At 43.1% G+C, this 22,858-nt stretch carries 17 protein-coding genes; 9 read left to right on the plus strand and 8 right to left on the minus strand.

Features of this window, described 5'->3' with window-relative positions; all coding sequences use genetic code 11:
• Window positions 1-26: 26 nt before the first annotated feature.
• From napA to serA, 6 genes are all read right to left on the minus strand, one after another.
• Window positions 27-2,510 carry a nitrate reductase catalytic subunit NapA gene (napA, locus tag AC19MX_RS10820; protein WP_432402933.1) on the minus strand — a complete coding sequence of 828 codons (2,484 nt, stop codon included), beginning with the start codon at window positions 2,508-2,510 and terminating at the stop codon, window positions 27-29.
• 344 nt (window positions 2,511-2,854) lie between these two features.
• Window positions 2,855-4,006, minus strand: coding sequence for a lipocalin-like domain-containing protein (locus AC19MX_RS10825; protein WP_498297989.1), 1,152 nt, complete (start codon window positions 4,004-4,006; stop codon window positions 2,855-2,857).
• Complete coding sequence (locus tag AC19MX_RS10830) at window positions 4,003-6,555, minus strand: ABC transporter permease (protein WP_498297991.1); 2,553 nt, start codon at window positions 6,553-6,555, stop codon at window positions 4,003-4,005. The genes AC19MX_RS10825 and AC19MX_RS10830 overlap by 4 nt, the downstream gene beginning before the upstream one ends.
• Window positions 6,556-6,559: 4 nt before the next feature.
• Window positions 6,560-7,264 carry an ABC transporter ATP-binding protein gene (locus AC19MX_RS10835; protein ID WP_498297993.1) on the minus strand — a complete coding sequence of 235 codons (705 nt, stop codon included), beginning with the start codon at window positions 7,262-7,264 and terminating at the stop codon, window positions 6,560-6,562.
• A gap of 169 nt (window positions 7,265-7,433) precedes the next feature.
• Entirely contained in the window at window positions 7,434-8,396 is a 963-nt protein-coding gene (ygfZ, locus tag AC19MX_RS10840) for a tRNA-modifying protein YgfZ (protein WP_432402941.1), read from the minus strand.
• Between the two features lie 162 nt (window positions 8,397-8,558).
• Window positions 8,559-9,788: a phosphoglycerate dehydrogenase gene (gene serA, locus AC19MX_RS10845; protein WP_432402943.1), complete on the minus strand. Its 1,230-nt coding sequence runs from the start codon at window positions 9,786-9,788 to the stop codon at window positions 8,559-8,561.
• A 201-nt stretch (window positions 9,789-9,989) separates the two neighbouring features.
• Between serA and AC19MX_RS10850 the strand changes: the two genes are divergently transcribed.
• The 5 genes from AC19MX_RS10850 to katB all read left to right on the plus strand — a co-directional run bounded on the left by AC19MX_RS10850 (window position 9,990) and on the right by katB (window position 14,531).
• Complete coding sequence (locus AC19MX_RS10850) at window positions 9,990-10,610, plus strand: DUF2238 domain-containing protein (protein ID WP_498297995.1); 621 nt, start codon at window positions 9,990-9,992, stop codon at window positions 10,608-10,610.
• A gap of 413 nt (window positions 10,611-11,023) precedes the next feature.
• The gene (locus AC19MX_RS10855) at window positions 11,024-11,692 is read left to right on the plus strand and encodes a helix-turn-helix transcriptional regulator (protein WP_432402947.1); all 669 of its coding nucleotides are present in this window, start codon (window positions 11,024-11,026) and stop codon (window positions 11,690-11,692) included.
• A gap of 240 nt (window positions 11,693-11,932) precedes the next feature.
• A complete protein-coding gene (locus AC19MX_RS10860; RefSeq protein ID WP_188957193.1) occupies window positions 11,933-12,370 on the plus strand; it encodes a PaaI family thioesterase in 438 nt (145 codons plus the stop codon).
• Between the two features lie 168 nt (window positions 12,371-12,538).
• On the plus strand, window positions 12,539-12,784 hold the full coding sequence (locus AC19MX_RS10865) for a YgjV family protein (RefSeq protein WP_498297997.1): 246 nt from the start codon (window positions 12,539-12,541) through the stop codon (window positions 12,782-12,784).
• A 286-nt stretch (window positions 12,785-13,070) separates the two neighbouring features.
• The gene (gene katB, locus AC19MX_RS10870; RefSeq protein ID WP_498297999.1) at window positions 13,071-14,531 is read left to right on the plus strand and encodes a catalase KatB; all 1,461 of its coding nucleotides are present in this window, start codon (window positions 13,071-13,073) and stop codon (window positions 14,529-14,531) included.
• Window positions 14,532-14,629: 98 nt separating this feature from the next.
• Here katB and AC19MX_RS10875 read toward each other — a convergent pair whose 3' ends face one another.
• The gene (locus AC19MX_RS10875) at window positions 14,630-15,631 is read right to left on the minus strand and encodes a CYTH domain-containing protein (RefSeq protein ID WP_498298001.1); all 1,002 of its coding nucleotides are present in this window, start codon (window positions 15,629-15,631) and stop codon (window positions 14,630-14,632) included.
• A 238-nt stretch (window positions 15,632-15,869) separates the two neighbouring features.
• Between AC19MX_RS10875 and AC19MX_RS10880 the strand changes: the two genes are divergently transcribed.
• The 4 genes from AC19MX_RS10880 (at window position 15,870) to putA (ending at window position 22,141) form a co-directional block, all read left to right on the plus strand.
• Window positions 15,870-16,550 (plus strand): TIGR00153 family protein, encoded by a 681-nt coding sequence (locus AC19MX_RS10880; RefSeq protein WP_432402955.1) that lies wholly within the window; start codon window positions 15,870-15,872, stop codon window positions 16,548-16,550.
• Between the two features lie 24 nt (window positions 16,551-16,574).
• Window positions 16,575-17,843, plus strand: a complete 1,269-nt coding sequence (locus AC19MX_RS10885) for an inorganic phosphate transporter (protein WP_432402957.1) — start codon at window positions 16,575-16,577, stop codon at window positions 17,841-17,843.
• Between the two features lie 141 nt (window positions 17,844-17,984).
• Window positions 17,985-18,566, plus strand: a complete 582-nt coding sequence (locus tag AC19MX_RS10890) for a TIGR04211 family SH3 domain-containing protein (RefSeq protein ID WP_498298003.1) — start codon at window positions 17,985-17,987, stop codon at window positions 18,564-18,566.
• A 380-nt stretch (window positions 18,567-18,946) separates the two neighbouring features.
• The gene (gene putA / locus AC19MX_RS10895) at window positions 18,947-22,141 is read left to right on the plus strand and encodes a bifunctional proline dehydrogenase/L-glutamate gamma-semialdehyde dehydrogenase PutA (RefSeq protein WP_498298005.1); all 3,195 of its coding nucleotides are present in this window, start codon (window positions 18,947-18,949) and stop codon (window positions 22,139-22,141) included.
• Window positions 22,142-22,215: 74 nt separating this feature from the next.
• Here putA and AC19MX_RS10900 read toward each other — a convergent pair whose 3' ends face one another.
• Window positions 22,216-22,497, minus strand: a complete 282-nt coding sequence (locus AC19MX_RS10900) for a hypothetical protein (protein ID WP_432402964.1) — start codon at window positions 22,495-22,497, stop codon at window positions 22,216-22,218.
• Between the last annotated feature and the right edge of the window lie 361 nt (window positions 22,498-22,858).

A 22,858-nucleotide genomic window follows, 5' to 3' on the forward strand; every position in this document is an offset into this window, starting at 1 on the left:
TTTCCGTTTATGCACTAGAATATTGATTAAGCTTTCATGACTTTTACAGGACACTTCTTGAAATCTGTCTCTTTTGACAGCGGATCGGTCGCATCAAGTAATAGCTTGTTAACTAATTGGCGCGCATCGAAAAACGGCATAAAGACGACGCCTCTAGGTGGTTTATTACGGCCTTTGGTTTCAACACGCGTTTTGACTTCGCCGCGAGGTGACGCCACGACAACTTCGTCACCGCGTTGCAAACCACGTACTTTAGCGTCTTCTGGGTGCATAAAGATTTGAGCATCAGAATATGCGCGTTGTAATTCAGGTACACGAGCGGTCATTGAGCCTGTGTGCCAATGTTCAAGTACTCGACCCGTTGACATCCATAGGTCATATTCTTTGTTTGGCTCTTCTGCTGCTGGCTCATACGGCAGAGCAAAAATAACCGCTCTTCCGTCTGGTTTACCATAAAAGTTGAAGCCTTCGCCTGCTTTAACATACGGATCGCTACCTTCAACAAAGCGACGTAAGGTTTCTTTACCATCAATGACGGGCCAGCGCTTACCACGGTTTTCATGGTAGTTGTCAAAGGCGTCTAAATCGTGAGCATGGCCGCGACCAAACTGGGCGTATTCTTCGAAAATCCCTTTTTGTAGATAGAAGCCAAAGTGCTCACTTTCATCGTTATAGGCACCTTTGCATTGCTCTTTCGGGAATTTGTTGATTTCACCGTTAGCAAACAATATGTCGAATAAGGTTTTATCGGCCACATCTGGTTGCTTGGCTATTAACTCTGCAGGCCATACTTCTGACACTTTAAAGCGTTTTGAGAATTCAACTAACTGCCATAAATCTGAAGTCGCGCCTTCTGGTGGCTTAACTTGTTGATGCCAAAAATGGGTGCGGCGTTCAGCATTACCATATGCGCCTTCTTTTTCAACCCACATCGCGGTAGGTAAAATTAAATCAGCTGCCATTGCGGTAACGGTTGGGTATGGGTCAGACACAACAATAAAGTTTTCTGGGTTACGGAAACCTGGGTAAATCTCATCGTTGATATTAGGACCGGCTTGCATGTTGTTGGTACACATGTTCCAGTAACAATTCAATTTGCCATCTTTCAACATTCTGCTTTGCAATACCGCGTGATACCCAGGTTTTGCTGGAATAGTGCCAGCAGGTACTTTCCACAGCTTTTCAGTGATTTCACGGTGTTTGTCGTTATTAACTACCATATCGGCAGGTAAACGGTGAGAGAATGTTCCTACTTCACGCGCGGTGCCACAAGCAGATGGTTGGCCAGTAAGCGAGAATGGACTGTTGCCAGGCGTGGCAATTTTTCCGGTCAATAAGTGGATGTTGTACAGCATGTTATTTGCCCATACACCACGAGTATGTTGGTTGATACCCATGGTCCACAAACTCATGACTTTTTGTTTCGGGTCGGCATAGGCTTTGGCCATAGTGATAAGGTTTTCAACCGGAACACCACTCATTTCTGATGCATATTCAACAGTATAAGTACTGACAAATTTGGCATACTCTTCAAAACTAATCGGTTTTGCACCACCATCACCTGGGTTTTTCGCATTTTTTTCTAATGGGTGTTCAGGGCGTAAACCATAACCAATGTCGGTGACACCAAGGGCAAAGTTAGTGTGTTTACTCACAAAGTCTTTGTTCACTGCATTGTTTTGAATAATGTAATTAGCAATAAAGTTTAAAATCACAAGGTCAGTTTGTGGTTTAAAAATCATTGGGTTGTCGGCTAAATCGAAGCTGCGATTTTCGTAGGTCGATAACACATGCACTTTTGCATCTTTATGGCTTAAGCGACGGTCAGTTAAGCGAGCCCATAAAATAGGGTGCATTTCTGCCATGTTAGCGCCCCAAAGCACAAAGTTGTCGCCAGCTTCAATATCGTCATAACAGCCCATAGGCTCATCGATACCGAAAGTACGCATAAAGCCACCTACAGCAGATGCCATACAGTGACGCGCATTAGGGTCGATGTTGTTAGTTAAGAAACCTGCTTTGTGAAGTTTAGACGCAGCGTAACCTTCCCAAATTGTCCATTGACCAGAACCAAACATCCCAACAGAGGTTGGGCCTTTTTTAGCAATACTGGCTTTCCATTTTTCAGCCATGGTGTCGAATGCGACATCCCAGCTGACAGGGGTAAAGTCGCCTTCTTTATCATATTTGCCATCTTTCATTCTGAGTAATGGCGAGGTAAGGCGGTCTTTGCCGTACATGATTTTTGATAAAAAGTAGCCTTTAATACAATTTAGGCCTTTATTGACTGGGCTTTCTGGATCGCCTTTAGTGGCAATCACTTTGCCATTTTTAGTTCCAACCAATACGCTACAGCCAACACCACAGAAACGGCACGGGGCTTTATCCCATGTAATGTCAGTTTTGCCTTCTGCGGCGTGAACCATATTAATTGGAATAGCGATACCCACAGCCGACGCTGCTGCGGCAGCGGCGTTGGCTTTTAAAAACTCGCGACGGCTTATGCTCATGGTGTTCCTCACTCTTAGAATGTTGTTCTTGGTGCGTGATAGTCATTGGAGGTGACGTGATGAAAATAAGTCTAGACCTTACTATTGGTATGGGTATACCTCTGAATGGGTATAGTGGTTAATAGTTGTTCAAGGTCACATTTTTTCGTGTGATGTAAATCTCATTTTAATAATTAGGCAGATCCTGTTTTAGCAATTGCTTGTAAAGCTTGTGTTATCTGAGATGTAGGTTTTAGCTTTGATTGAAATGCAGGTTATCTTTTCAGTGCGGGTTATGTGGACACTTAAGTATCCTGGAATGGCAGGTGAAGAGCTCTTTATAGGTAGGCTTGTTAGTGAAGCAGTTAACGATACCCTGTAAGCTCCATGTAGCCTTGGCCTTGATGACTCCCTTGAATATTAATGGGTCCTTCCCAATAAGAGGTTGATACCTGCATGTCGCTATTGGGATTGACGGCTTGAGTGGTTACATCTATTGCCTCACTGTTAATTCGGATCCGCCAAGCAATAGGGTGGTTACCCAGGGCTGTTTGTTGCCACTGTGTTGGTTGCATATCAATATCATTTGGGTTGTCGCGACTATTAATATTTCGGCCGCTACCATCGGCATACATACGCCTGGCGCTGAAGAAATGGTCTTGTTCTGTTTCGCCGCGCAATCTAAATGCCATTAAGGTTGAGTCGTCATTGAGTCGCAACGAAAACCAGTCCCACCCTTGTTGAGCTTTAGTGAGAAATTGCGAGCTCCATTCACGATCTAACCATGCTTTACCGCTAACTTTTTCGGTGACACCGTGGCGTGTAATCTCACCGGTCACGTCAATAAAAGGTTGGCTGTAGTAATAAGATGCTACAGCTTGGTCGGCACTTTTACTGCTATAGCCATTATCGCCCTGTAATTGTAATGGCTGTTGACTACTCAGTTGCAGTTGATAGTTAAAGGTATCGTTGTTTACCGTTAGCTGAGCTGGGAACAAATCATCAGATTGGCTTAACCATTGCCAATTTTGCAGATGAACTTCAAAGGGCGACGGGTTAACACTGGCTAATTTTGGATGTCCCCGAGACCACTTTTCGGCAATAAGGTGCTCATCTTTAGAGGTTATCGCAGCATGCGCCATATAGAGTTGATTCGTCTTCCAGTCGTGACTATTTTCTGCTTTATTTGATGATGGCGTCATACCAATCCGAAATTGAGTCCATTGCACCCCAACATCTTCACCTTTCGCTGTCGTTAAATTGGCTGTTAAATACCACCATTCAATTTTAAAGTCGTTGTGGGCAGAATGGTCCTGCGGAAACTGTAAGCTTTTACCTTGAACAACCTCTTTGTAGCCCGTAGATGACTGTGCTGACATGGTGCTAATAGTGGTGGCTTTGTGGTTTGTGTCTTGCTCAGGCGCGCAAGCTGATAACAATAGCGACAAGCCAATTGTGCTCAAACCTATCGCGGCCAAACTTAAGCTGCGTATTTTGTTATCAGTAACAGAGATCATAGCGCTTCCTGTTGCAAGCTTGAAATCAGAGGTTTTCGGGTTTGCCAGTATAAAGGTAAGCTTACTGCCAATAAGCAGCTCACTACCGCAATGACGACAACTTGCACATAGGCTGCCCAGTCCCAAACCATTGCGATACTCCAGCCAAAAGCTTGTAAAGTCACTTTATGGATCAGCAGATAGCCCAACAATGCGCCTGTTGGCAAGGCAACTAAACAGGTTAACAATACGATAAACAGCATTTGTACTATTACCATAATCCGCAACTGGTTACGACTAACACCGAGTGCATACAAGCGTGCTAGCGGTGCTTGTCTGGCTTGGGTGAGCATTACGCAGGCACTGAATAAACCAATCGCGGCAACCAGTAACGTTAAACTATTGAGCACGACAGTAATCGAGAAGGTTTTGTTAAATATGGTAATGGCTTCGGTTTTAATTCGTTGCTGGCTGTACATATAAGCAGACGATAAGTTAAGTTTTTGGCTAATGCTATTTTGCAATGTGGTGAGTTCACCTTGGTAAGTGACAGCCAAACTGATGGGCTTAGCCGGCAAAGGTGATTGTTGCCATAATGGCTGGCTAATAATGACCTCACCTTTAGGATTACCATAATCGTAATAAATCGCGCCTATGGTTAATGTATGTTGCTGTAATTGCGATAGTTGAACCTTATCGCCAATGTCGAGATGATATTTTATCGATAAGGGCTCACTTATCATAATGCTATGACCTGCAGTAAACGTCGGCCAAAAGTCATCAGCGGTTGTCTTGAATACTGTGGTGTCAGTTAACGATATATGGTCGCGACTCACCAGGTTAATAGGGATGAGTGTTTGCGGTGTTTCAGCACGATTTAGATTGCTGTCAACGGTCCATTGCTCATATACCGCATCAACCTTTGGATCGTTAGCTAATAGTAAAATCAATGTATCGATTTGATTCGGATTAGGCCGAATATACAAATCAGCATGCAGACGTGCATCGAGCCATTTTTTTAAGGTGATTTCAAAGCTACCCACTAAAGTATTCATGGCGATATTGGCACACAACGCCAGTAAAATGGCCATCATGGCGAGGGCAAGCGGTGCGATAATCTCTTTGGTTTCGGCAATCACATATTGCCATAAACCTTTAGGCATGGCTGGCGTGAGTAAATTCACTACCCAATGTAGGCATTGCGGCAGCAGCAATGGAATGGCCACCACCAACATACCTAATAGCACCAAACTATGACGATATTGTTCAGTAAAGGCGAAAGCCACGGTACACAGCAATAACAACAAAACCGCGATGATAAACTGGCGTCGGTGGATGATATTAAATTGTTTATTTTGCGGTTGTTTTTGCGCTCCTTGCGCAAGCGGTGTATTTATCAAGCTGATGAGCATTGGAACGCAGGCTGCAAACGCAGCTGATAACGTCAGAATAAGTGCTTGGGCAAACCACTGCCACTGCCAATTACCGGGTAATAATTTTGCGCCGTATAACTGCTCTAACGTAAGCGCTACCATAGGCTGCAACCATTGTGACAGTTGCAAACCTACAATAAAGCCTAATACACAGCCAATAAAAACCAAGGTAATAATTTCAATACTTAGGGCTAGCATCACGCTGCGGCGATCGAGTCCTTGTTGCATAATTTGCACTAACAATTTTTGACGTTTCATTAAACTGTAACGCACGCCGTTATAGGCAATAAATAAACCGACAACAAACGCGAGCATGCTCATGGCATCAAGGTTTAAATGAAAACTTGCCGTTAAAGCGTTGAGTGATTCACCTTCGCTGGTTTTGGTTGAAAAGTGCAGTGTAGTGGTGTCGAATCCTGCTTGAGTCAGTGTTTGATTGAGGCGGGCGATAAGCTGGTTGTCGGTTTCTGTTTTATCGGCGCTAAATACGGCAATATAACTCAGCTTTCCTTGCATATTGAGCAATGGTTGCGCGAGTGAAATATCGGCGAGTAGGGCAGAGCCTAATCCCCACTGATCATCAATCGTAATGATGTCTAAAGGCATATTATTTAGCGTAATGCTTTGCGATTGATTGGTCACCTTGCTGATGCGATCGCGCTGGCTGGCAGACATTAACACTTTAGCTTGGCCCGACAATAATTCGGCAAGGGGAATATTAGCTGAGGCCACTGATGTGTTTGCTTGCTCATCTTGGGCTATACCGCTGCTTATTGCGGCAATAATATCGCTACTATTGACTCGCCATAATCTGCCTTGCTCATCTGTTGCAATGCCTTCAATACTTGCAATCGTGTCAAAGCCAGCATTGGCTAGCGTAAAATAAATCGATTCATCAATGCTATCTTCTGTGAGGTGGCTAATGGATAAACGGGCTTGTTTGCTAAGCAGTTCTGACACATTGCCATAACTTTGCTTGGCATTTTCGTTGGTGGCGTATACTCCAATCAATAATGTCACTGCCAACATAATGCCGAGTAAAATCGCGCTGGCTTGTAATGGCGCATGGCGATAATGGCTAGCAAACAAGCGTAGGCATAATATTAAACGGCTGGTGGCAGACGACTGGGACGTCATGGGCTTACCCCTGCAGCTTATTATCGATAGGGTTGACGACAATTTGCTGGTTTTCAACGTGCCAGCGATGCTGCATAAATTGTGCACATTCTTCACTGTGAGTGACCATTAAAATACAGCAATTAGCCTGTTGTGCGAGATCGGTGAGTAATTGCATAACCTGCATGCCCGCGTGTTGGTCAAGGTTGCCGGTGGGTTCGTCGGCTAAGATTAGTTGCGGTTTATGGGCTAAAGCACGTGCAATAGCGACTCGTTGTTGTTGTCCACCAGAGAGGTTTTCTACACTACGGTCTAACAGTGGTGTGAGTCCCAGTTGATGACATAATTCATCACACCATGGGCTCCAACTTAATTGATTTAATGCTAATGAAAATTGAATGTTGTCGCGAACATTAAGAGGCGTAAGTAAGTTAAATTGCTGAAATATCACCCCAAGAGATTGACGTCGGTATTGGCTCCATTGCTTGTCTTGCCATTGGTTTACCGAGCACATACTGTTGTTTTGACTAATGAGCATGTAGCCGCTATCGATAGTTTCAAAGCCACCAATAATGTTCAATAACGTGCTTTTACCACTGCCACTTGGGCCAGTGAGGGCAATCGTTTGCCCTTGCTCTAATGTTAAGCTGACCTGCTGCAACACACAATGGAATGACTCACCATCGCGAAATCCTTTGCTGATGTTGTCTAAGGTGACAATGCTGGTCATAGTCGCTCCATAACGAATGAGTTAAATCAAACTGTCACATTAACATCGCCATAGTGACAGCTTGTTAACGTAATCATAATAACAACAATATACGTCAAATATTGCGTGAGTGTTCAAAAATAAAAAAGCGAACCTAGGGTTCGCTTTAATAATTAACTCTCTGATTTAATTAAGCATCGACTAATGAATAAGGTAATTCAATAATGGTCAATTGCGAGCTTTCATCGTCAGCGATACGCAGCTGCGCATTATTTTCGGTATCGTTGGGCAATACGGCAGTAAGAAGGACTTTATCGCCTTGTTGAACACACTCAATAATATTGCCCCCACGGCGGAAACCATCTTCTAAGGCGATTTCTAATTGGGTGTCAGTATTAATGGTTTGGCTGGTGGTGCCTGACAATATGTACAGAGCGCGTTTGTTGCCACCGCGATATTTCATTCTGGCGATGGTTTCTTGGCCCATGTAACAGCCTTTGTTAAAGCTGATGCCATCAATGGCTTGTAAGTTACACATTTGTGCAACGTATTGGCCTGAATGGCTTGCATCAATATTAGGGTAACCTGCTTTGATTTCTAATGCCTGCCACGCGCTAGCATCCACTAATGTTTGTTGTGATGCATTGATTAACGCAGGCGCTTTTTCATCAGTAATAATCACAATGAAACGCTCGCCATCACGCAGTACCGCACCGCCGTCTACTATGGTTAAAGCAGCTGTGATATCGCCAAATTGTTGCGTTATAAATGCCTGTGCTTCGCTGCCTGCCACGCCAATCATTTGATATTGGTTGCTGACATCGGCGAGCTCAGCTTTACTGAATACCGCGTATTTTTTGAGTTGCGGTAAATCAAGTTCAAGAGTCGATGTCGGCATTAACATAAACAAGCTGTCTGCAATGGCAAATGTACGGAAACTGGCTAACATTTTACCTTTAGGATCGCAGTGAGCGCCCCATTTCCATTGATCAGCGGTTAACGAAGTAATGTCGGTTGTCACCTGGCCATGAATAAAGCTGCGACCTTGTTCTCCGGTGACTTCGATTAATCCCATGTGAGACAAACGCGATAACATTAATGCTGGAGAGGTGGCAATGAAATCCCAATCGGGTTGGCTTGCTGAAATGGTCATAACGATCCCTAACGAAAGAATAAGACGATATGTGTTGAAGTGTAACGGATTAATATCATACTCAACAGAGGGCAGAGGTTTAAAGCTAATAAAAAAAAGCTACCTTGTGGGCAAGGTAGCTTTTATGAGCAGTTAGCCATTCACGAATGAGTTATGAGTTGATTAAAACAATACGCGAGCACGAATCGTGCCTTCAATTGATTTAAGTTCAACTAAGGCTTCTTCAGCTTGATCTGAGTCGACTTCCATAACCACGTAACCTATTTCAGCGGTGGTTTGTAAGTACTGAGCAGCAATGTTGATGCCTTTTTCAGAAAACGCCTGGTTGATTTTAATCAACACGCCAGGACGGTTTTGGTGAATATGCAATAAGCGCGAGGTACCACGGTGCTGTGCAAGAGACACTTCAGGGAAGTTAACTGCAGACAAGGTCGAACCGTTATCTGAGTATTTAACTAACTTACCCGCGACTTCAATACCAATGTTTTCTTGTGCTTCAGCAGTACTACCACCAATGTGCGGTGTCAGTAACACATTGTCTAAACCACGTAATGGCGACACAAATTCATCGTCATTTGATTTTGGTTCAACAGGGAATACGTCAATCGCTGCACCGGCTAAATACTCTGAAGTTAACGCTTGCGCGAGATCGTCAATTTCTACCACAGTGCCGCGAGAGGCGTTGATAAAGAAGCTGCCTTGACGCATTTTGGCAAACTCAGCTTTAGCAAACATATTCTTGGTTTGAGGCGTTTCAGGTACGTGTAAGCTCACAACATCGGCTTGGGCGAGTAATTCGTCCATTGAATGAATTTGTGACGCGTTACCCAGTGGCAATTTATCTTCGATATCAAAGAAAATCACTCTCATGCCTAAGGTTTCAGCCAAAATGCCCAGCTGCGTACCAATATGACCGTAACCAATCACACCTAAGGTTTTACCGCGTACTTCAACACTGCCGTTGGCGCTCTTTAACCAACCACCACGGTGTGAAATTGCATTACGTTGTGGAATGCCACGCATTAGCATAATAATTTCGCCAATGACTAATTCGGCTACGCTACGCGTATTGGAAAACGGTGCGTTGAAAACCGGGATACCCAGTTGTTCAGCGGTAGATAAGTCAACCTGGTTAGTGCCGATACAAAAACAGCCAACAGCGACTAGCTTTTCTGCATGGTGTAACACTTCTGCAGTGAGTTGAGTGCGCGAACGTAATCCAACAAAGTGAGCATCTTTAATGGAGGCGAGTAACGCCTCTTCGCCGAGTGAGGCTTTGTGATATTCAATATTGGTATAACCTGCACGTTCCAGTACATCAACCGCAGTTTGGTGGACGCCTTCCAACAGCAGGATTTTAATTTTATCCTTGTCAAGCGAGTGTTTCGCCATGATATGGGTACCCTCTCATCATTAAATGGTGCTTATGCTAATACATAGACTATTAGTGTTAATGCATGTACTTATAGTTGTGATATAAATGCGGACTTCCAACGCCATCCCAAAGTAGCACTTTTTTTATGGCTTGTGGAGGGCTAGATGGCTAAAGTAATATTTTAAATTTAGAACAATATCGCAGATGAGGAAATTAGGATGAAAATGCGCGTAATATGGATAGCGATTTACCTGTTGGTATTGTTGTGGTCGGTGAGCGACCCCAAAGATATGTTTACATGGTGGCTAGAAGCCATCCCCGCCTTAATTGCCTTACCTATACTCTTTTTTAGTCGTAAACGTTTTCCGCTAACGTCTTTAGCTTATGGGCTTATTTTAGTTCATTGTTGCGTATTACTGGTTGGCGCAAGGTTCACTTATGCAGAAGTCCCTTGGTTTGACTGGCTAGCGCAGGTCATGGGGAGCGAGCGTAACAACTACGATAAAGTGGGGCACTTTGCCCAAGGCTTTATTCCGGTGATTTTGGCGCGTGAGATATTTATTCGTAAGCAAGTGATGCAAATTGGTGCCTGGTGCCAATTTTTAGCGGTGTGTTTCGTACTGGCATTTTCGGCTTTTTATGAACTGATTGAATGGTGGGTTGCCGCGGCAACAGGCGAAAATGCCGAGGCGTTTTTAGGTACTCAAGGTTATGTGTGGGACACCCAGTCCGATATGTTTTTAGCCTTAATCGGTGGCATTGTTGCTTTGTTAGTGTTGACGCCAGTGCACAATAAACAAATAAGGCACATTATGGCGCAAAGCCAGCCCGTCAATTGAGTGAACTGTCGCAAGGCGGTTGATGTTATTACGACATAACCGCTGCTATTGTTAGCTTTTGGTAGTGTAAAACGGTAACGAATGTCAGTCTAACGAACTATTAATACTTTAGATTGACATAATAGTCCTTTGTACTAACAAAAATTAGCTATTATTAGTGTATAAAACAAGAGGCTTAGCCATTGAGCTTCTGCCTGTATTGCCAACCTAACCAAGCGTATAGAGTTGCTAGAGGTCACTAAACTGTTGTGATGATGACTTTAGTGCTATTGCTCTAAAGTATTAAATGTAAAACAGATTGTTTGCTTTCCTAAGTCTTAATGCTAGTCAATGCGTTTCTTTTACGTATAGAATGGCGCTTAGGATGTGCTCATGTATCAATGAGCAAAATTAGCTTTTCAGGGAGAAGAGTGATGAGTTCTAATATCGATGAGTTGGTGTTTTTACATCAAATCGCAGCACCATGTCATTTGGCTATTTTAGCTGAATCAATCGGCTTGAAAACCCGTATTGTCAAGCATGCGGCCGAGCTTGAACTTGATAAAAATGCCAATAACTTTTATCTCATTTCACAAAAAGGTGCAGCACTAGACGCAAAAGGTATTCCTTTACTTGCGTCGCGTTTAGTTAATCATGTTCCTGTTGCATTATACCAAGTCGAACGCGGGTCATTAGACCAAGAGTCTGCATTATTACTGGGCGTACGCGGGTTATTGTATAGCGATCAGCGTATGGACTTGATGTTAACTGGCCTCAGAAAAATGGTGTCTGATGAATTGTGGTACGACAGACCACTGATTAGTAAAATATTCAGACGTCTTGTAAAGCAACTCGACACCAATACCGAATTGCCAGAAGAAACCGAAGCCATGATGCAACGACTCACTAATCGTGAGCGGACGATCATCCAGCTGGTTTCAAGTGGTGCGCGTAATAAAGAAATCGCTCAGCGGTTATGCATAAGCGAACATACGGTAAAGGCGCATGTGTCATCTATTTTTAGGAAGACAGAGTCGCGTAATCGTGTCGAATTACTGCGATGGGCGCAAACCTATCAAAGTCATTGTGAGTTAGTGAGTTAGTGAGTGAGTTAGTGAGTGAGTTAGTGAGTTAATTAGTGAGTTAGATAATATTGTCACATTGACTGGCATGGAATTGGTATAAGGAGCTTCGGCTCCTTTTTTGTATTTTGGGTGTTTTTCTTTGAATTATTTATACTCAAGTGTCAGAGTAAACAGAGAAAAGCACAATGATAAAACTGAAATGAAAAAGTAGACTCTTGAAGTCGACTGAATCGATAACAATAAAAATGGACTGTAATTATGAGTATTTGGTTTAGCAACGTTACCCTTGAAGATTGCGCTCGCTTAGATGCTGGGATGCAGGGTAAAGGTACATTAATGCAAACATTAGGCATTAAAATCACTGAAATTGGTGATGACTATATGGTGGCGACGATGCCGGCAAATCCATCGGTGCATAACCCGCTGGGGATTGTGCACGGTGGCGCAAATGTCGCATTAGCTGAAACCGTAGCCAGTTATGCGGCAAACTTTGTGGTCGACTTTACGCGTTATTATTGTGTCGGCCAGGAAATTAATGCTAACCATTTAAAAGCTTCACGCAATGGCGAGCTGACAGCCACCGCTAAGCCGGTTCATTTAGGCAAGCGCAGCTCAGTTTGGGAAATCTTAATTCGTAACAGTGCTGGCGAGTTATGTTGTATTTCACGGATGACTGCAGCTGTTGTTGAGCGATAAACGACATTATATTTTAGCTAAATCAACGGTAGATCAAAGTTTTAGCCTTATAGGTATTATAATATTCCTACAAGATGCTTTACTTGATTAGTCGTCACGAATATAGCGCTATTAACTGGGGTTAATGGTGCGATAGCGTGATAATCACCTCTTTCATAAGGAGAATCCATGGACAGTATTAATATCTGGGAATGGGTAGGTTACTTGGCTTCTGTCGTGGTCGCTATTTCGCTGATGATGTCTGACATCAAAAAGTTACGCTGGTGGAATTTGGTTGGTGCCGTTTTGTTTGTCGCTTATGGTTTAGCGATTGACGCGATTCCCGTGGCACTGGTCAATTTTTTTATTGTACTGATTGATATTTATTACCTCGTTAAGTTATATCGTGAACCTGCCCCAACGAGCGATAAATAAGTCACCTTTTACAACACGTTCGTTCAATAAAGCCAAAATGCAGATTTTGGCTTTTTTTATTGCCCACAATGTACGGATTGTCACTTCTTAATCGATTTTTCCAATATCATTACAAAACACTAAACTGCTTTGGCGATTGTGGTTATCTATTTTAATCGTTTTAATTAATTGCGAACAAGTTCTATTATCACTCCATCGAATGATGAGTTGAGTGAGGAAAATCATCATGGCAACAGTTTACGACTTAATTGAGCAATGGTTAACAGACCAGGCATAGGAGCAAGACATGAATCAAGGTAACTATTTAACAAGCCAAAATGGTGCTCCAGTAGCAGACGATCAAAACTCTTTGTCGGCAGGTGAGCGTGGGCCGCTACTTTTACAAGATTGGCATTTAATTGAAAAGCTTGCCCACTTTAACCGCGAACGTATTCCAGAGCGTGTTGTGCATGCAAAAGGTACGGGTGTTTACGGCACATTTACGTTAACTAAAGATTTAAGCGAATTTACCATTGCCGATCATTTCAACGGTGTCGGTAAGCAGACCGAAACCTTTATGCGCTTCTCAACTGTTGGCGGCGAAATGGGCTCTGCTGATGCAGAACGCGACCCACGTGGGTTTGGTCTTCGTTTTTATACCGCACGTGGTAATCACGATATTGTGGGTAATAACACCCCAACATTTTTTATTCGTGATGGCATTAAGTTTCCTGATTTTATTCATACTCAAAAACGCCACCCACAAACTAATTTAAAAGATCCACAAGCCATGTGGGACTTTTGGGCACTTAATCCTGAGGCGATGCATCAAGTGACTATTTTGATGTCAGACCGTGGTATTCCGGCTAACTATCGTCAAATGCACGGTTATGGGTCGCATACATTTTCGTTCTGGAATGCCAAAGGGGAACGTTTTTGGGTTAAGTTTCACTTTAAGTCGCAGCAAGGTGTAGTGAATTTAACAGGCGAACAAGCCGATATATTAAAAGGCATTGATCCTGACTCTTCACAGCGCGACATGATGGTAGCCATTAATGATGCTAACTTCCCACGTTGGACGGTGAATGTGCAAATTATGCCCGAGGCAGATGCAAACACCTATGCCATTAACCCATTCGACTTAACCAAAGTATGGCCGCACAGCGATTATCCGTTAATCGAAGTGGGTGTACTTGAGTTAAACCGATTACCACAAAACTACTTTGCTGAAGTAGAACAAGTGGCATTAGCACCAAGCAATTTAGTGCCGGGTGTTGGTGCATCGCCAGACAAAATGTTGCAGGCGAGACTGTTTTCGTATGCCGACGCACAGCGATACCGTATTGGTACTAACTACAACCAGCTACCGGTTAACTGCCCACATGCAGCTAAGGCAAATCATCATCAACGTGCTGGCGCAATGGCAGGGACACAGTGTCCATATCAAGGCAGTCAAACTGGCGGTGATGCGAGTGTGAATTATGGTCCTAATACTCAAGCACCATTAACTGAAGTGACTGATTTTGCGGAACCACCATTACGTTTAGACGGGGAAGCGGCTCGTTATAGCCGTTACAACCAAGACGATTTTACCCAGGCGGGAAACTTGTACCGACTATTTAGCGAAGAAGAGAAAGTGCGTTTAGTTGACACTATTGCAGGTACCTTACGTCAAACAACGTTAGCGGTTCAACAAACCATGGTAGAGCATTTCACCAAAGCCGACGTGGATTATGGATTACGCGTTAAACAGGCTTTAGCTCAGTAATTAAATCAATGTAACGTCATTATTATCGGCGTTATTCTACTAAATAAAAACAGGAAGGTTTGCCTTCCTGTTTTTTTGTGCCCGATTGCGGAGACTATTTACTTTGCTGCACTGATTAACCGATTGACTAATGCGAGCTGTAATTGGCCGTATTGCGGCAGACGCCACAACCGTGCAAGTTGCTCGCTCGGCACTGCATTGGTGGGGCTATTATTTGGTGGCGTAACCCGTGGTAGTGTCTCAAGGATATGATTAAATAATGTGTGTAGCGGATGAGTTTCCTCTGTATCCAATGACACAGTATGTTTTAGAAGCTCAATACATTCAGTTAACTGTACCCACAATAGTGTTTGTTGTTCTGTTGAGGTGACCGCTAAGCGTTGTTCAATTAATTGCCAGCGCTCTAATCCCATTGCCAGGGTTTGGATTGAGTGTGCGTTGTCGTGAGAGAAAGGTTGCATAGCGTCTAAAGGCGTTGTCGCGACTGGTTTAGATTTTCCGGCGAGTTGATAACCGCGCTGCGCTTTACTGGCTTTGCCCAAACGAAGCGGCACTGATTGGGCAACTGCAATGGCGAGAGGTAACAACGCCGAAGCATGCCCTGAGAGTAATTCAAACTCAAGTTCGCAAATGGGTTCAATCTTACCGTTGGCAATAATCTCGCCGATATCTAAAGCCACTTCAACAATACTGTCATCAACATTGATATGCCATGTTTGGCGGTTAAAGTTGGTTTCAAAGATACATTCAAGCGCAGCATTGATAACGGCTATATTTTGTTTGTCTGGCCAAATTTTATTCGGGAAAAGTGACAGGTCCGGCACTTTTTGAACAATGCTGACATTATATTCTGGACGTGAATGGATGCCACCAACAACACTGCCTGCTGTTTTTATGGTCTGTTCGAGTTGATCATCAAAGCCTCTTACACGTAACCCCATATCCCAACGACGCAGTTGTAAGTCAGTTGTATCAAAATATCCATTAGACAGTTTTTTTGTCCCTTGGGGTGATGAATTAGGGAGCTCATTCAATATTTTTATTAATAAATCATGGTCTTGTTGTTGAATGAAGAGTTTCAACTCTATTTCTGCGTCCATTTACTTTTTGCCCCAACTGTAATCAAATGTTCATTAATGCGTCATAATATGTTCATAATGTCATATTGCTGTAATAAAAATATCTTAGGATAGCCATGCTCGCATCATATATAATGAGCAACGATAACTGAGAACCTGTGTGTTACAAAATTAAAAAACACAGTTTCATTATGCGGACGCTTAGGTTAACATGCGCCCGCTTTTTCCAAACTGGAATTAATTAAATAGGTAAACGGCAATGCCAGTAAACTCTATTTTAGGTGTGTTTGCAAAATCACCTCTTAAGCCTTTAGAACTGCATATCGACAAAGTAAATGAGTGTGCAATACTTCTTGTTCCATTCTTTGATGCAACCATTTCAGGCGACTGGGATGAAGCGATAAAGATCCGCAAACAGATTAGTTTGTTGGAAAAAGATGCTGATTCACTTAAGCGTGAGATCCGCCTGACTTTACCCGGTGGATTGTTTATGCCAGTTGAGCGAACTGACTTGCTTGAGTTATTAACTCAACAAGACAAGATTGCAAATACGGCAAAAGATATCTCTGGTCGTGTAATCGGCCGTCAATTAGTCCTTCCTCAGCCTGTCCAAGCTGCTTTCGGTGCCTATCTTAAACGTTGTTTAGATGCCGTGTCTTTAGCTAAGCAAGCTATTAACGAGCTCGACGATTTACTCGAAACCGGTTTCCGTGGTCGTGAAGTTGAGTTGGTTGCCAAAATGATCAATGAACTCGATATTATCGAAGAAGATTCTGATGATTTACAAATTCAAGTGCGTCGTCAGTTATACGCATTAGAAGATGGTTTGAATCCAATTGATGTGATGTTCATGTATAAAATTATCGAATGGGTTGGAGGTTTAGCAGATATTGCTGAGCGTGTCGGTTCCCGCCTAGAGCTAATGTTAGCTCGTAATTAATCACAAGGTTATCAAGGAAACAACATGGTTGATGTATTAGTCACCAATGGCCCAATGCTTATTATGCTTGCGGCAACATTTGGATTTTTGATGGCATGGGGTATTGGCGCAAACGACGTAGCCAATGCCATGGGAACCTCTGTAGGTTCTAATGCCATTACTATTAAACAAGCCATCATTATTGCAATGATTTTCGAATTCGCCGGTGCTTTCTTAGCAGGCGGAGAAGTAACCAGTACTATCCGTAAAGGGATTATTGACGCGAGTTTCTTCACTGAAACGCCTGAGTTGTTAGTCTACGGTATGATAGGTTCATTACTTGCAGCAGGCATCTGGTTAGTTGTTGCTTCTGCATTAGGCTGGCCGGTATCAACAACGCACTCTATTATCGGTGCTATTGTTGGTTTTGCTGCAGTCGGTGTGAACATTGATTCTGTTTCATGGGGCGCAGTAGGCGGGATCGTTGGTTCATGGGTGGTGACGCCTGCAATTTCAGGCTTTATTGCATTTATCATTTTCCAAAGCGTGCAAAAACTGATTTTCAACACAGACGACCCATTAAGCAGTGCTAAACGTTATGTGCCTTTTTACATGGCGATTGCTGGTTTTGTGATGTCACTTGTGACTATTACCAAAGGCCTAAAACACGTTGGTTTGCATTTTTCTACCGTTGAAGCATATTTGTTAGCGTTAGTGGTAGCCGTGGTTGTGGGACTGATTGGTAAAGTGGCTATTGGCCGTTTGAAGATGAGCGAAAAAGCGGATATTAAAACCCAATACGGTAACGTAGAAAAAGTATTTGCCATCTTAATGGTTGTTACTGCGTGTTGTATGGCGTTTGCCCATGGTTCAAACGACGTTGCAAACGCGATTGGTCCATTAGCTGCGGTTGTGTCTATTGTTGAAAGCGGTGGCGTGATTGGCTCTAAAGCTGTCTTAAACTGGTGGATTTTACCATTAGGCGCTGTGGGCATTGTATTAGGTTTGGCTATTTTTGGTCAGCGCGTAATGCAAACCATCGGTAAAAACATTACTCACTTAACGCCAAGTCGTGGTTTTGCTGCTGAACTTGCAGCTGCATCAACCGTGGTACTCGCTTCTGGCACTGGTTTACCTATCTCTACGACTCAAACCTTAGTAGGTGCGGTATTAGGTGTGGGAATGGCCCGTGGTATCGCGGCGATTAACATCGGTGTTGTGCGTAATATTGTGGTGTCTTGGGTGGTAACCTTACCTGCTGGCGCAGCATTATCGATAGTGTTCTTTTACATTATCAAAGGTATCTTTAGTTAATTTAACTATCGAACCGCGCATATTTGTAAAAATATGAATGTTTAAATGCATTTAAGAAGGAAGTCATATGACTTCCTTCTTGCATTCAGGGCATTTAATAAATAGCATGACAACAAGTTTACAACGTTTGGATAATTACTCGTGTTAAGACTGCTTTCAATCTTTATTTTAGTGCTTGCGCCAAGTGGTGTTTTTGCTGCGCCAGCTGAACCAGATTATATCTCTGATGATGTATTTACCTATCTTCATGGTGGGCCAGGAAAGGAGTTCCGAATTATTGGTAGCGTAGAAGCCGGTCAGCCTGTCACGTTATTAGATAATACCGAAGGCGACTTTACTCAAATTATCGATCATAAAGGTCGTGAAGGTTGGGTATTAGCCAGTTTAGTTACCGACAAGCCGAGCTATCGCGTACGTTTTCCAGATATGGAAGCGCAATTAAGGCAAGCAAACGAGCAACTGAATAAAGAGTCGTTGAGCACAGACAATACCGAAGAGTACTTGAATCTAGCCAATGAAAAAGTTGCTGAGTTGACCGCCTCATTAGCATTGGCGATTAAGCAGCGTGATGAAGCCCAATCTAACATTGCACAAGTGGCTGATGATCAACGCTATGAGTTATGGCAGCAAGGCGGATTAATTGGTGGCCTAGGCGCATTAATCGGTATTATTTTGGTTTACTTACCTCGTCCACAACGTCGTCAGAAAAACCGCTGGATGTAAATTCAAATAACGGTGAGTAAACCGTTTATTGCGATAACCTCGACTTTAAAGGCCAACAATTAAAACGTTGGCCTTTTTTTTTGGCATTTTTTGATGAAATTAATTCATCTATCCCTATTTTAGTATTTACTGTTAAAAGCGTTATTAATCAGATAATTATATTTATTGATTTCCGCATGTTGAGTTGTTCACCCTTAAATTTTTGATTAATTCAATAGTGTTAATCAAACATTCAACATCAAGGTTTCAACTATAGTGTCCAAGTTCACATTTTGAATGTATAATCGCCGAAAATCAGATCGTACATTGTATACAAAATAAAATATTCGTGAATACAGTGTCCATTCAACAACCATAATAACCATCCTTAACCTGACTAGATGGAAGCGAATACTATGTTCAAAGCGAGTGAAGTACTAGACGGCCGCTACGACAATGCCACCCTTGATGAACTGTTTACTGCAGTGACCAACAATTACATAGTCGATGAAGAGCAATACCTGTCTGAATTAATTAAACTTGTACCTTCGTCTGAACAAGACATTGAACAAGTAACTCGTCGTGCCCATGAGCTCGTGAGCAAAGTGCGTCAGTTTGAGAAAAAAGGCCTCATGGTTGGTATTGATGCGTTTTTGCAACAATACAGCCTAGAGACTCAAGAAGGCATTATCTTAATGTGTTTAGCAGAAGCGTTATTGCGTATTCCTGACGCCGCGACTGCAGATGCATTAATTGAAGATAAATTGTCTGGTGCAAAATGGGATGAACACTTAAATAAAAGTGGCTCTGTGCTGGTTAACGCGTCAACTTGGGGCTTAATGTTAACGGGTCGCATTGTAAAGTTAGACCGTAATATTGATGGTTCGCCAAGTCATTTGTTAAAGCGCCTAGTAAACCGTGTCGGTGAGCCAATGATCCGCCAAGCAATGCTTGCAGCGATGAAAATCATGGGTAAGCAATTTGTATTAGGCCGTGATGTTAAAGAAGCACTTAAAAACAGCGAAGCTAAACGCAAATTAGGCTACACACACAGCTACGACATGCTCGGTGAAGCGGCGCTCACAGCCAACGATGCACAAAAATACTTTACCGATTACAGTAATGCAATTCGCGATTTAGGCGCTCAGCAATACAACGAATCTGACTCACCACGACCGACAATTTCTATCAAATTGTCAGCGTTACATCCGCGCTATGAAGTTGCGAATGAAGACCGCGTATTAAGCGAATTATACGACACTGTTATCACGTTAATCGTGCAAGCACGTGAACTTAACATTGGTATATCTATCGATGCAGAAGAAGTTGATCGCCTCGAATTATCATTAACATTATTCAAACAACTCTATCAGTCTGAAGCAGCTAAAGGCTGGGGTTTATTAGGGATTGTTGTTCAGGCTTATTCTAAACGTTGTTTGCCAACGCTTTGTTGGTTAACGCGTCTTGCAAAAGACCAAGGCGATGAAATTCCGCTGCGTTTAGTTAAAGGGGCATATTGGGACAGTGAGCTTAAATGGGCACAACAAGCAGGTGAGTCAGGCTATCCACTTTACACCCGTAAGGCTGGCACCGACGTTTCGTATTTAGCCTGCGCCCGTTATTTATTATCAGACGCCACTCGTGGTGCTATTTACCCACAGTTTGCGACTCATAATGCGCAGACTGTAGCCTGTATTGATGCCATGGCGGGTGATCGTTTATATGAATTCCAACGTTTACACGGTATGGGTCAAGAGCTTTACGACACCATGCTTGCAGAAAGCGGTGCTAAAGCGGTACGTATTTATGCGCCCATTGGCGCTCATAAAGATTTGCTGCCGTACCTTGTGCGTCGCCTGCTTGAAAACGGTGCCAATACCTCATTTGTTCACAAATTAGTTGACCCAAATACGCCAATCGACACCTTAGTTGTTCATCCATTGGTGACACTATTGGGCTATAAGTCGCTCGCTAACCATAAAATTGTTCAACCAGCTGATATTTTCGGTGCAGAACGTAAGAACTCTAAAGGATTAAACATGAACATTATTTCTGAGTCAGAGCCATTTTTTGCTGCACTGGATAAATACAGTGATACTCAATGGACTGCGGGTCCATTGGTAAACGGTAAAACCTTAGCGGGTGAAGTTCAAACCGTTGTTAGCCCTTATGATACTTCTTTAACCGTGGGTACAGTGGCCTTTGCTGATGCCAATGCCATTGAACAAGCCGTTGCGGGTGCCGATGCAGCCTTTGCAGGTTGGGCACGTACACCGGTTGAAACACGTGCTAACGCTTTGCAAAAGTTAGCTGACTTATTGGAAGAAAACCGCGAAGAATTGATTGCTCTGTGTACCCGTGAAGCAGGTAAGAGCATTCAAGACGGTATTGATGAAGTCCGTGAAGCTGTCGATTTTTGTCGTTACTATGCCGTACAAGCGAAGAAGATGATGGCTAAGCCTGAATTGCTTCCGGGTCCAACAGGCGAGTTAAACGAACTGTTTCTACAGGGACGCGGCATTTTTGTCTGTATCAGCCCATGGAACTTCCCATTAGCGATTTTCTTAGGTCAAGTTTCTGCAGCGCTAGCCGCGGGTAATACCGTTATTGCTAAACCTGCAGAACAAACTTGTTTAGTGGGTTTCCGTGCGGTTCAGTTAGCACATCAAGCGGGTATCCCAACAGATGTATTGCAGTTCCTACCGGGTACCGGTGCTGTGGTGGGGTCGGCAATTACTGCTGATGAACGTATTGGCGGTGTGTGTTTTACAGGTTCTACCGGTACAGCTAAATTAATTAACCGTACATTGGCAAACCGAGATGGTGCAATTATTCCATTAATTGCTGAAACTGGCGGCCAAAATGCCATGGTGGTTGACTCAACTTCACAGCCTGAGCAAGTGGTAAATGATGTGGTTTCGTCATCATTTACCAGTGCTGGCCAGCGTTGTTCGGCGTTACGTGTATTGTTTTTACAAGAAGATATTGCCGACCGCGTCATTGAAGTGATGAAGGGTGCCATGGAGCAGTTAGTGATTGGTAACCCAAGTTCAGTGAAAACGGATGTGGGCCCTGTGATTGATGCTACTGCTAAAGCGAACTTGAATGCCCACATTGATCATATTATCCAGGTGGGCAAATTGATCAATAAACTTGAGCTGCCAGCTGGGACAGAAAACGGTCACTTTGTATCACCTACAGCAGTTGAAATTAACTCAATTAAGTTACTTGAAAAAGAACACTTTGGACCCATTTTGCATGTCATTCGTTACAAGGCAGCCGATCTTGCTAAAGTGATTGATGAAATCAACAGTACAGGTTTTGGTTTAACGTTTGGGATCCACAGTCGTAATGAAGGCCATGCGCTGTCTTTAGCAGATAAAGTCAATGTAGGTAACGTGTACATTAACCGTAACCAAATTGGCGCTGTGGTTGGCGTGCAACCCTTTGGCGGTCAAGGTTTGTCTGGCACAGGCCCTAAAGCCGGTGGCCCACACTACTTAACCCGTTTTGTGACCGAAAAGACCCGCACCAATAACATTACCGCTATTGGTGGTAATGCGACGTTATTGTCGTTAGGTGATGCTGACGAGTAAGCATTACGAGATTGTACGGCAATCGTGAGTAAAAGCGTTTGTCTTATTAGCCCACTGCAAAGTGGGCTTTTTTATTAATGCGGAATGGTATTATTACGTTTTAAACCACGGCTAACGTTAGTGCACATTTTAGCAAAGCGGCTGATATCACCCAATGAGGGTATAACGCCTTGGGCCATGGCGGCTTCCCAGTAATTGATTTCAGCGTCGACTAAATCCAATAATTTTTTAGGGCAACCTACGCAAGTATTGCTTGGTCCACAGCTGAAAATATCAGCTTGATCTAACGGGAAGCTAACTTTGACTTGAGTGATGATCAGCCTCATCGCTGTCATTCTGTCTGGTTTACGTTCCATAACTTCACCTTATTAGTATGGTGATGAACACTTGTCAGGTTAGCAAATCGGCATTAGGTTAGTCGTAACACAAATCAATTTTTTGGTAGAAAAATAGCACTAAATCGATAAATTGATTATGTTTATGTAAAATGTTTGTAGCAGTTATCAGGTTTTAGCACAAATTCCACTACGGAAGCAAAGAAGTCTAGACGTCCGGATTGACATGGTTGTTTAGTTCTCTTATTCTTGGCTCAACTTGTTAAGATGCGACTGCAGTATTTAGTGTTGAGTTATGCATGCTAGATAATCACCGATGACCGAGATTGTGTCGTACTCGCTTTTCTCATCCGACAACCCCTAATCGTTAAGATAAAGAGAG

This window comes from Shewanella sp. MF05956 (assembly GCF_059758055.1).

Excerpts from the sequence above, each read along its gene's own strand:
- AC19MX_RS10865 (WP_498297997.1), top strand. The coding sequence starts at position 12,539 with ATGGACAGTATTAATATCTGGGAATGGGTAGGTTACTTGGCTTCTGTC.
- serA (WP_432402943.1), bottom strand. The coding sequence starts at position 9,788 with ATGGCGAAACACTCGCTTGACAAGGATAAAATTAAAATCCTGCTGTTG.
- AC19MX_RS10900 (WP_432402964.1), bottom strand. The coding sequence starts at position 22,497 with ATGGAACGTAAACCAGACAGAATGACAGCGATGAGGCTGATCATCACT.
- AC19MX_RS10850 (WP_498297995.1), top strand. The coding sequence starts at position 9,990 with ATGAAAATGCGCGTAATATGGATAGCGATTTACCTGTTGGTATTGTTG.
- AC19MX_RS10860 (WP_188957193.1), top strand. The coding sequence starts at position 11,933 with ATGAGTATTTGGTTTAGCAACGTTACCCTTGAAGATTGCGCTCGCTTA.
- napA (WP_432402933.1), bottom strand. The coding sequence starts at position 2,510 with ATGAGCATAAGCCGTCGCGAGTTTTTAAAAGCCAACGCCGCTGCCGCA.
- katB (WP_498297999.1), top strand. The coding sequence starts at position 13,071 with ATGAATCAAGGTAACTATTTAACAAGCCAAAATGGTGCTCCAGTAGCA.
- AC19MX_RS10835 (WP_498297993.1), bottom strand. The coding sequence starts at position 7,264 with ATGACCAGCATTGTCACCTTAGACAACATCAGCAAAGGATTTCGCGAT.
- AC19MX_RS10875 (WP_498298001.1), bottom strand. The coding sequence starts at position 15,631 with ATGGACGCAGAAATAGAGTTGAAACTCTTCATTCAACAACAAGACCAT.
- AC19MX_RS10885 (WP_432402957.1), top strand. The coding sequence starts at position 16,575 with ATGGTTGATGTATTAGTCACCAATGGCCCAATGCTTATTATGCTTGCG.
- ygfZ (WP_432402941.1), bottom strand. The coding sequence starts at position 8,396 with ATGACCATTTCAGCAAGCCAACCCGATTGGGATTTCATTGCCACCTCT.
- putA (WP_498298005.1), top strand. The coding sequence starts at position 18,947 with ATGGAAGCGAATACTATGTTCAAAGCGAGTGAAGTACTAGACGGCCGC.
- AC19MX_RS10880 (WP_432402955.1), top strand. The coding sequence starts at position 15,870 with ATGCCAGTAAACTCTATTTTAGGTGTGTTTGCAAAATCACCTCTTAAG.
- AC19MX_RS10855 (WP_432402947.1), top strand. The coding sequence starts at position 11,024 with ATGAGTTCTAATATCGATGAGTTGGTGTTTTTACATCAAATCGCAGCA.
- AC19MX_RS10830 (WP_498297991.1), bottom strand. The coding sequence starts at position 6,555 with ATGACGTCCCAGTCGTCTGCCACCAGCCGTTTAATATTATGCCTACGC.
- AC19MX_RS10825 (WP_498297989.1), bottom strand. The coding sequence starts at position 4,006 with ATGATCTCTGTTACTGATAACAAAATACGCAGCTTAAGTTTGGCCGCG.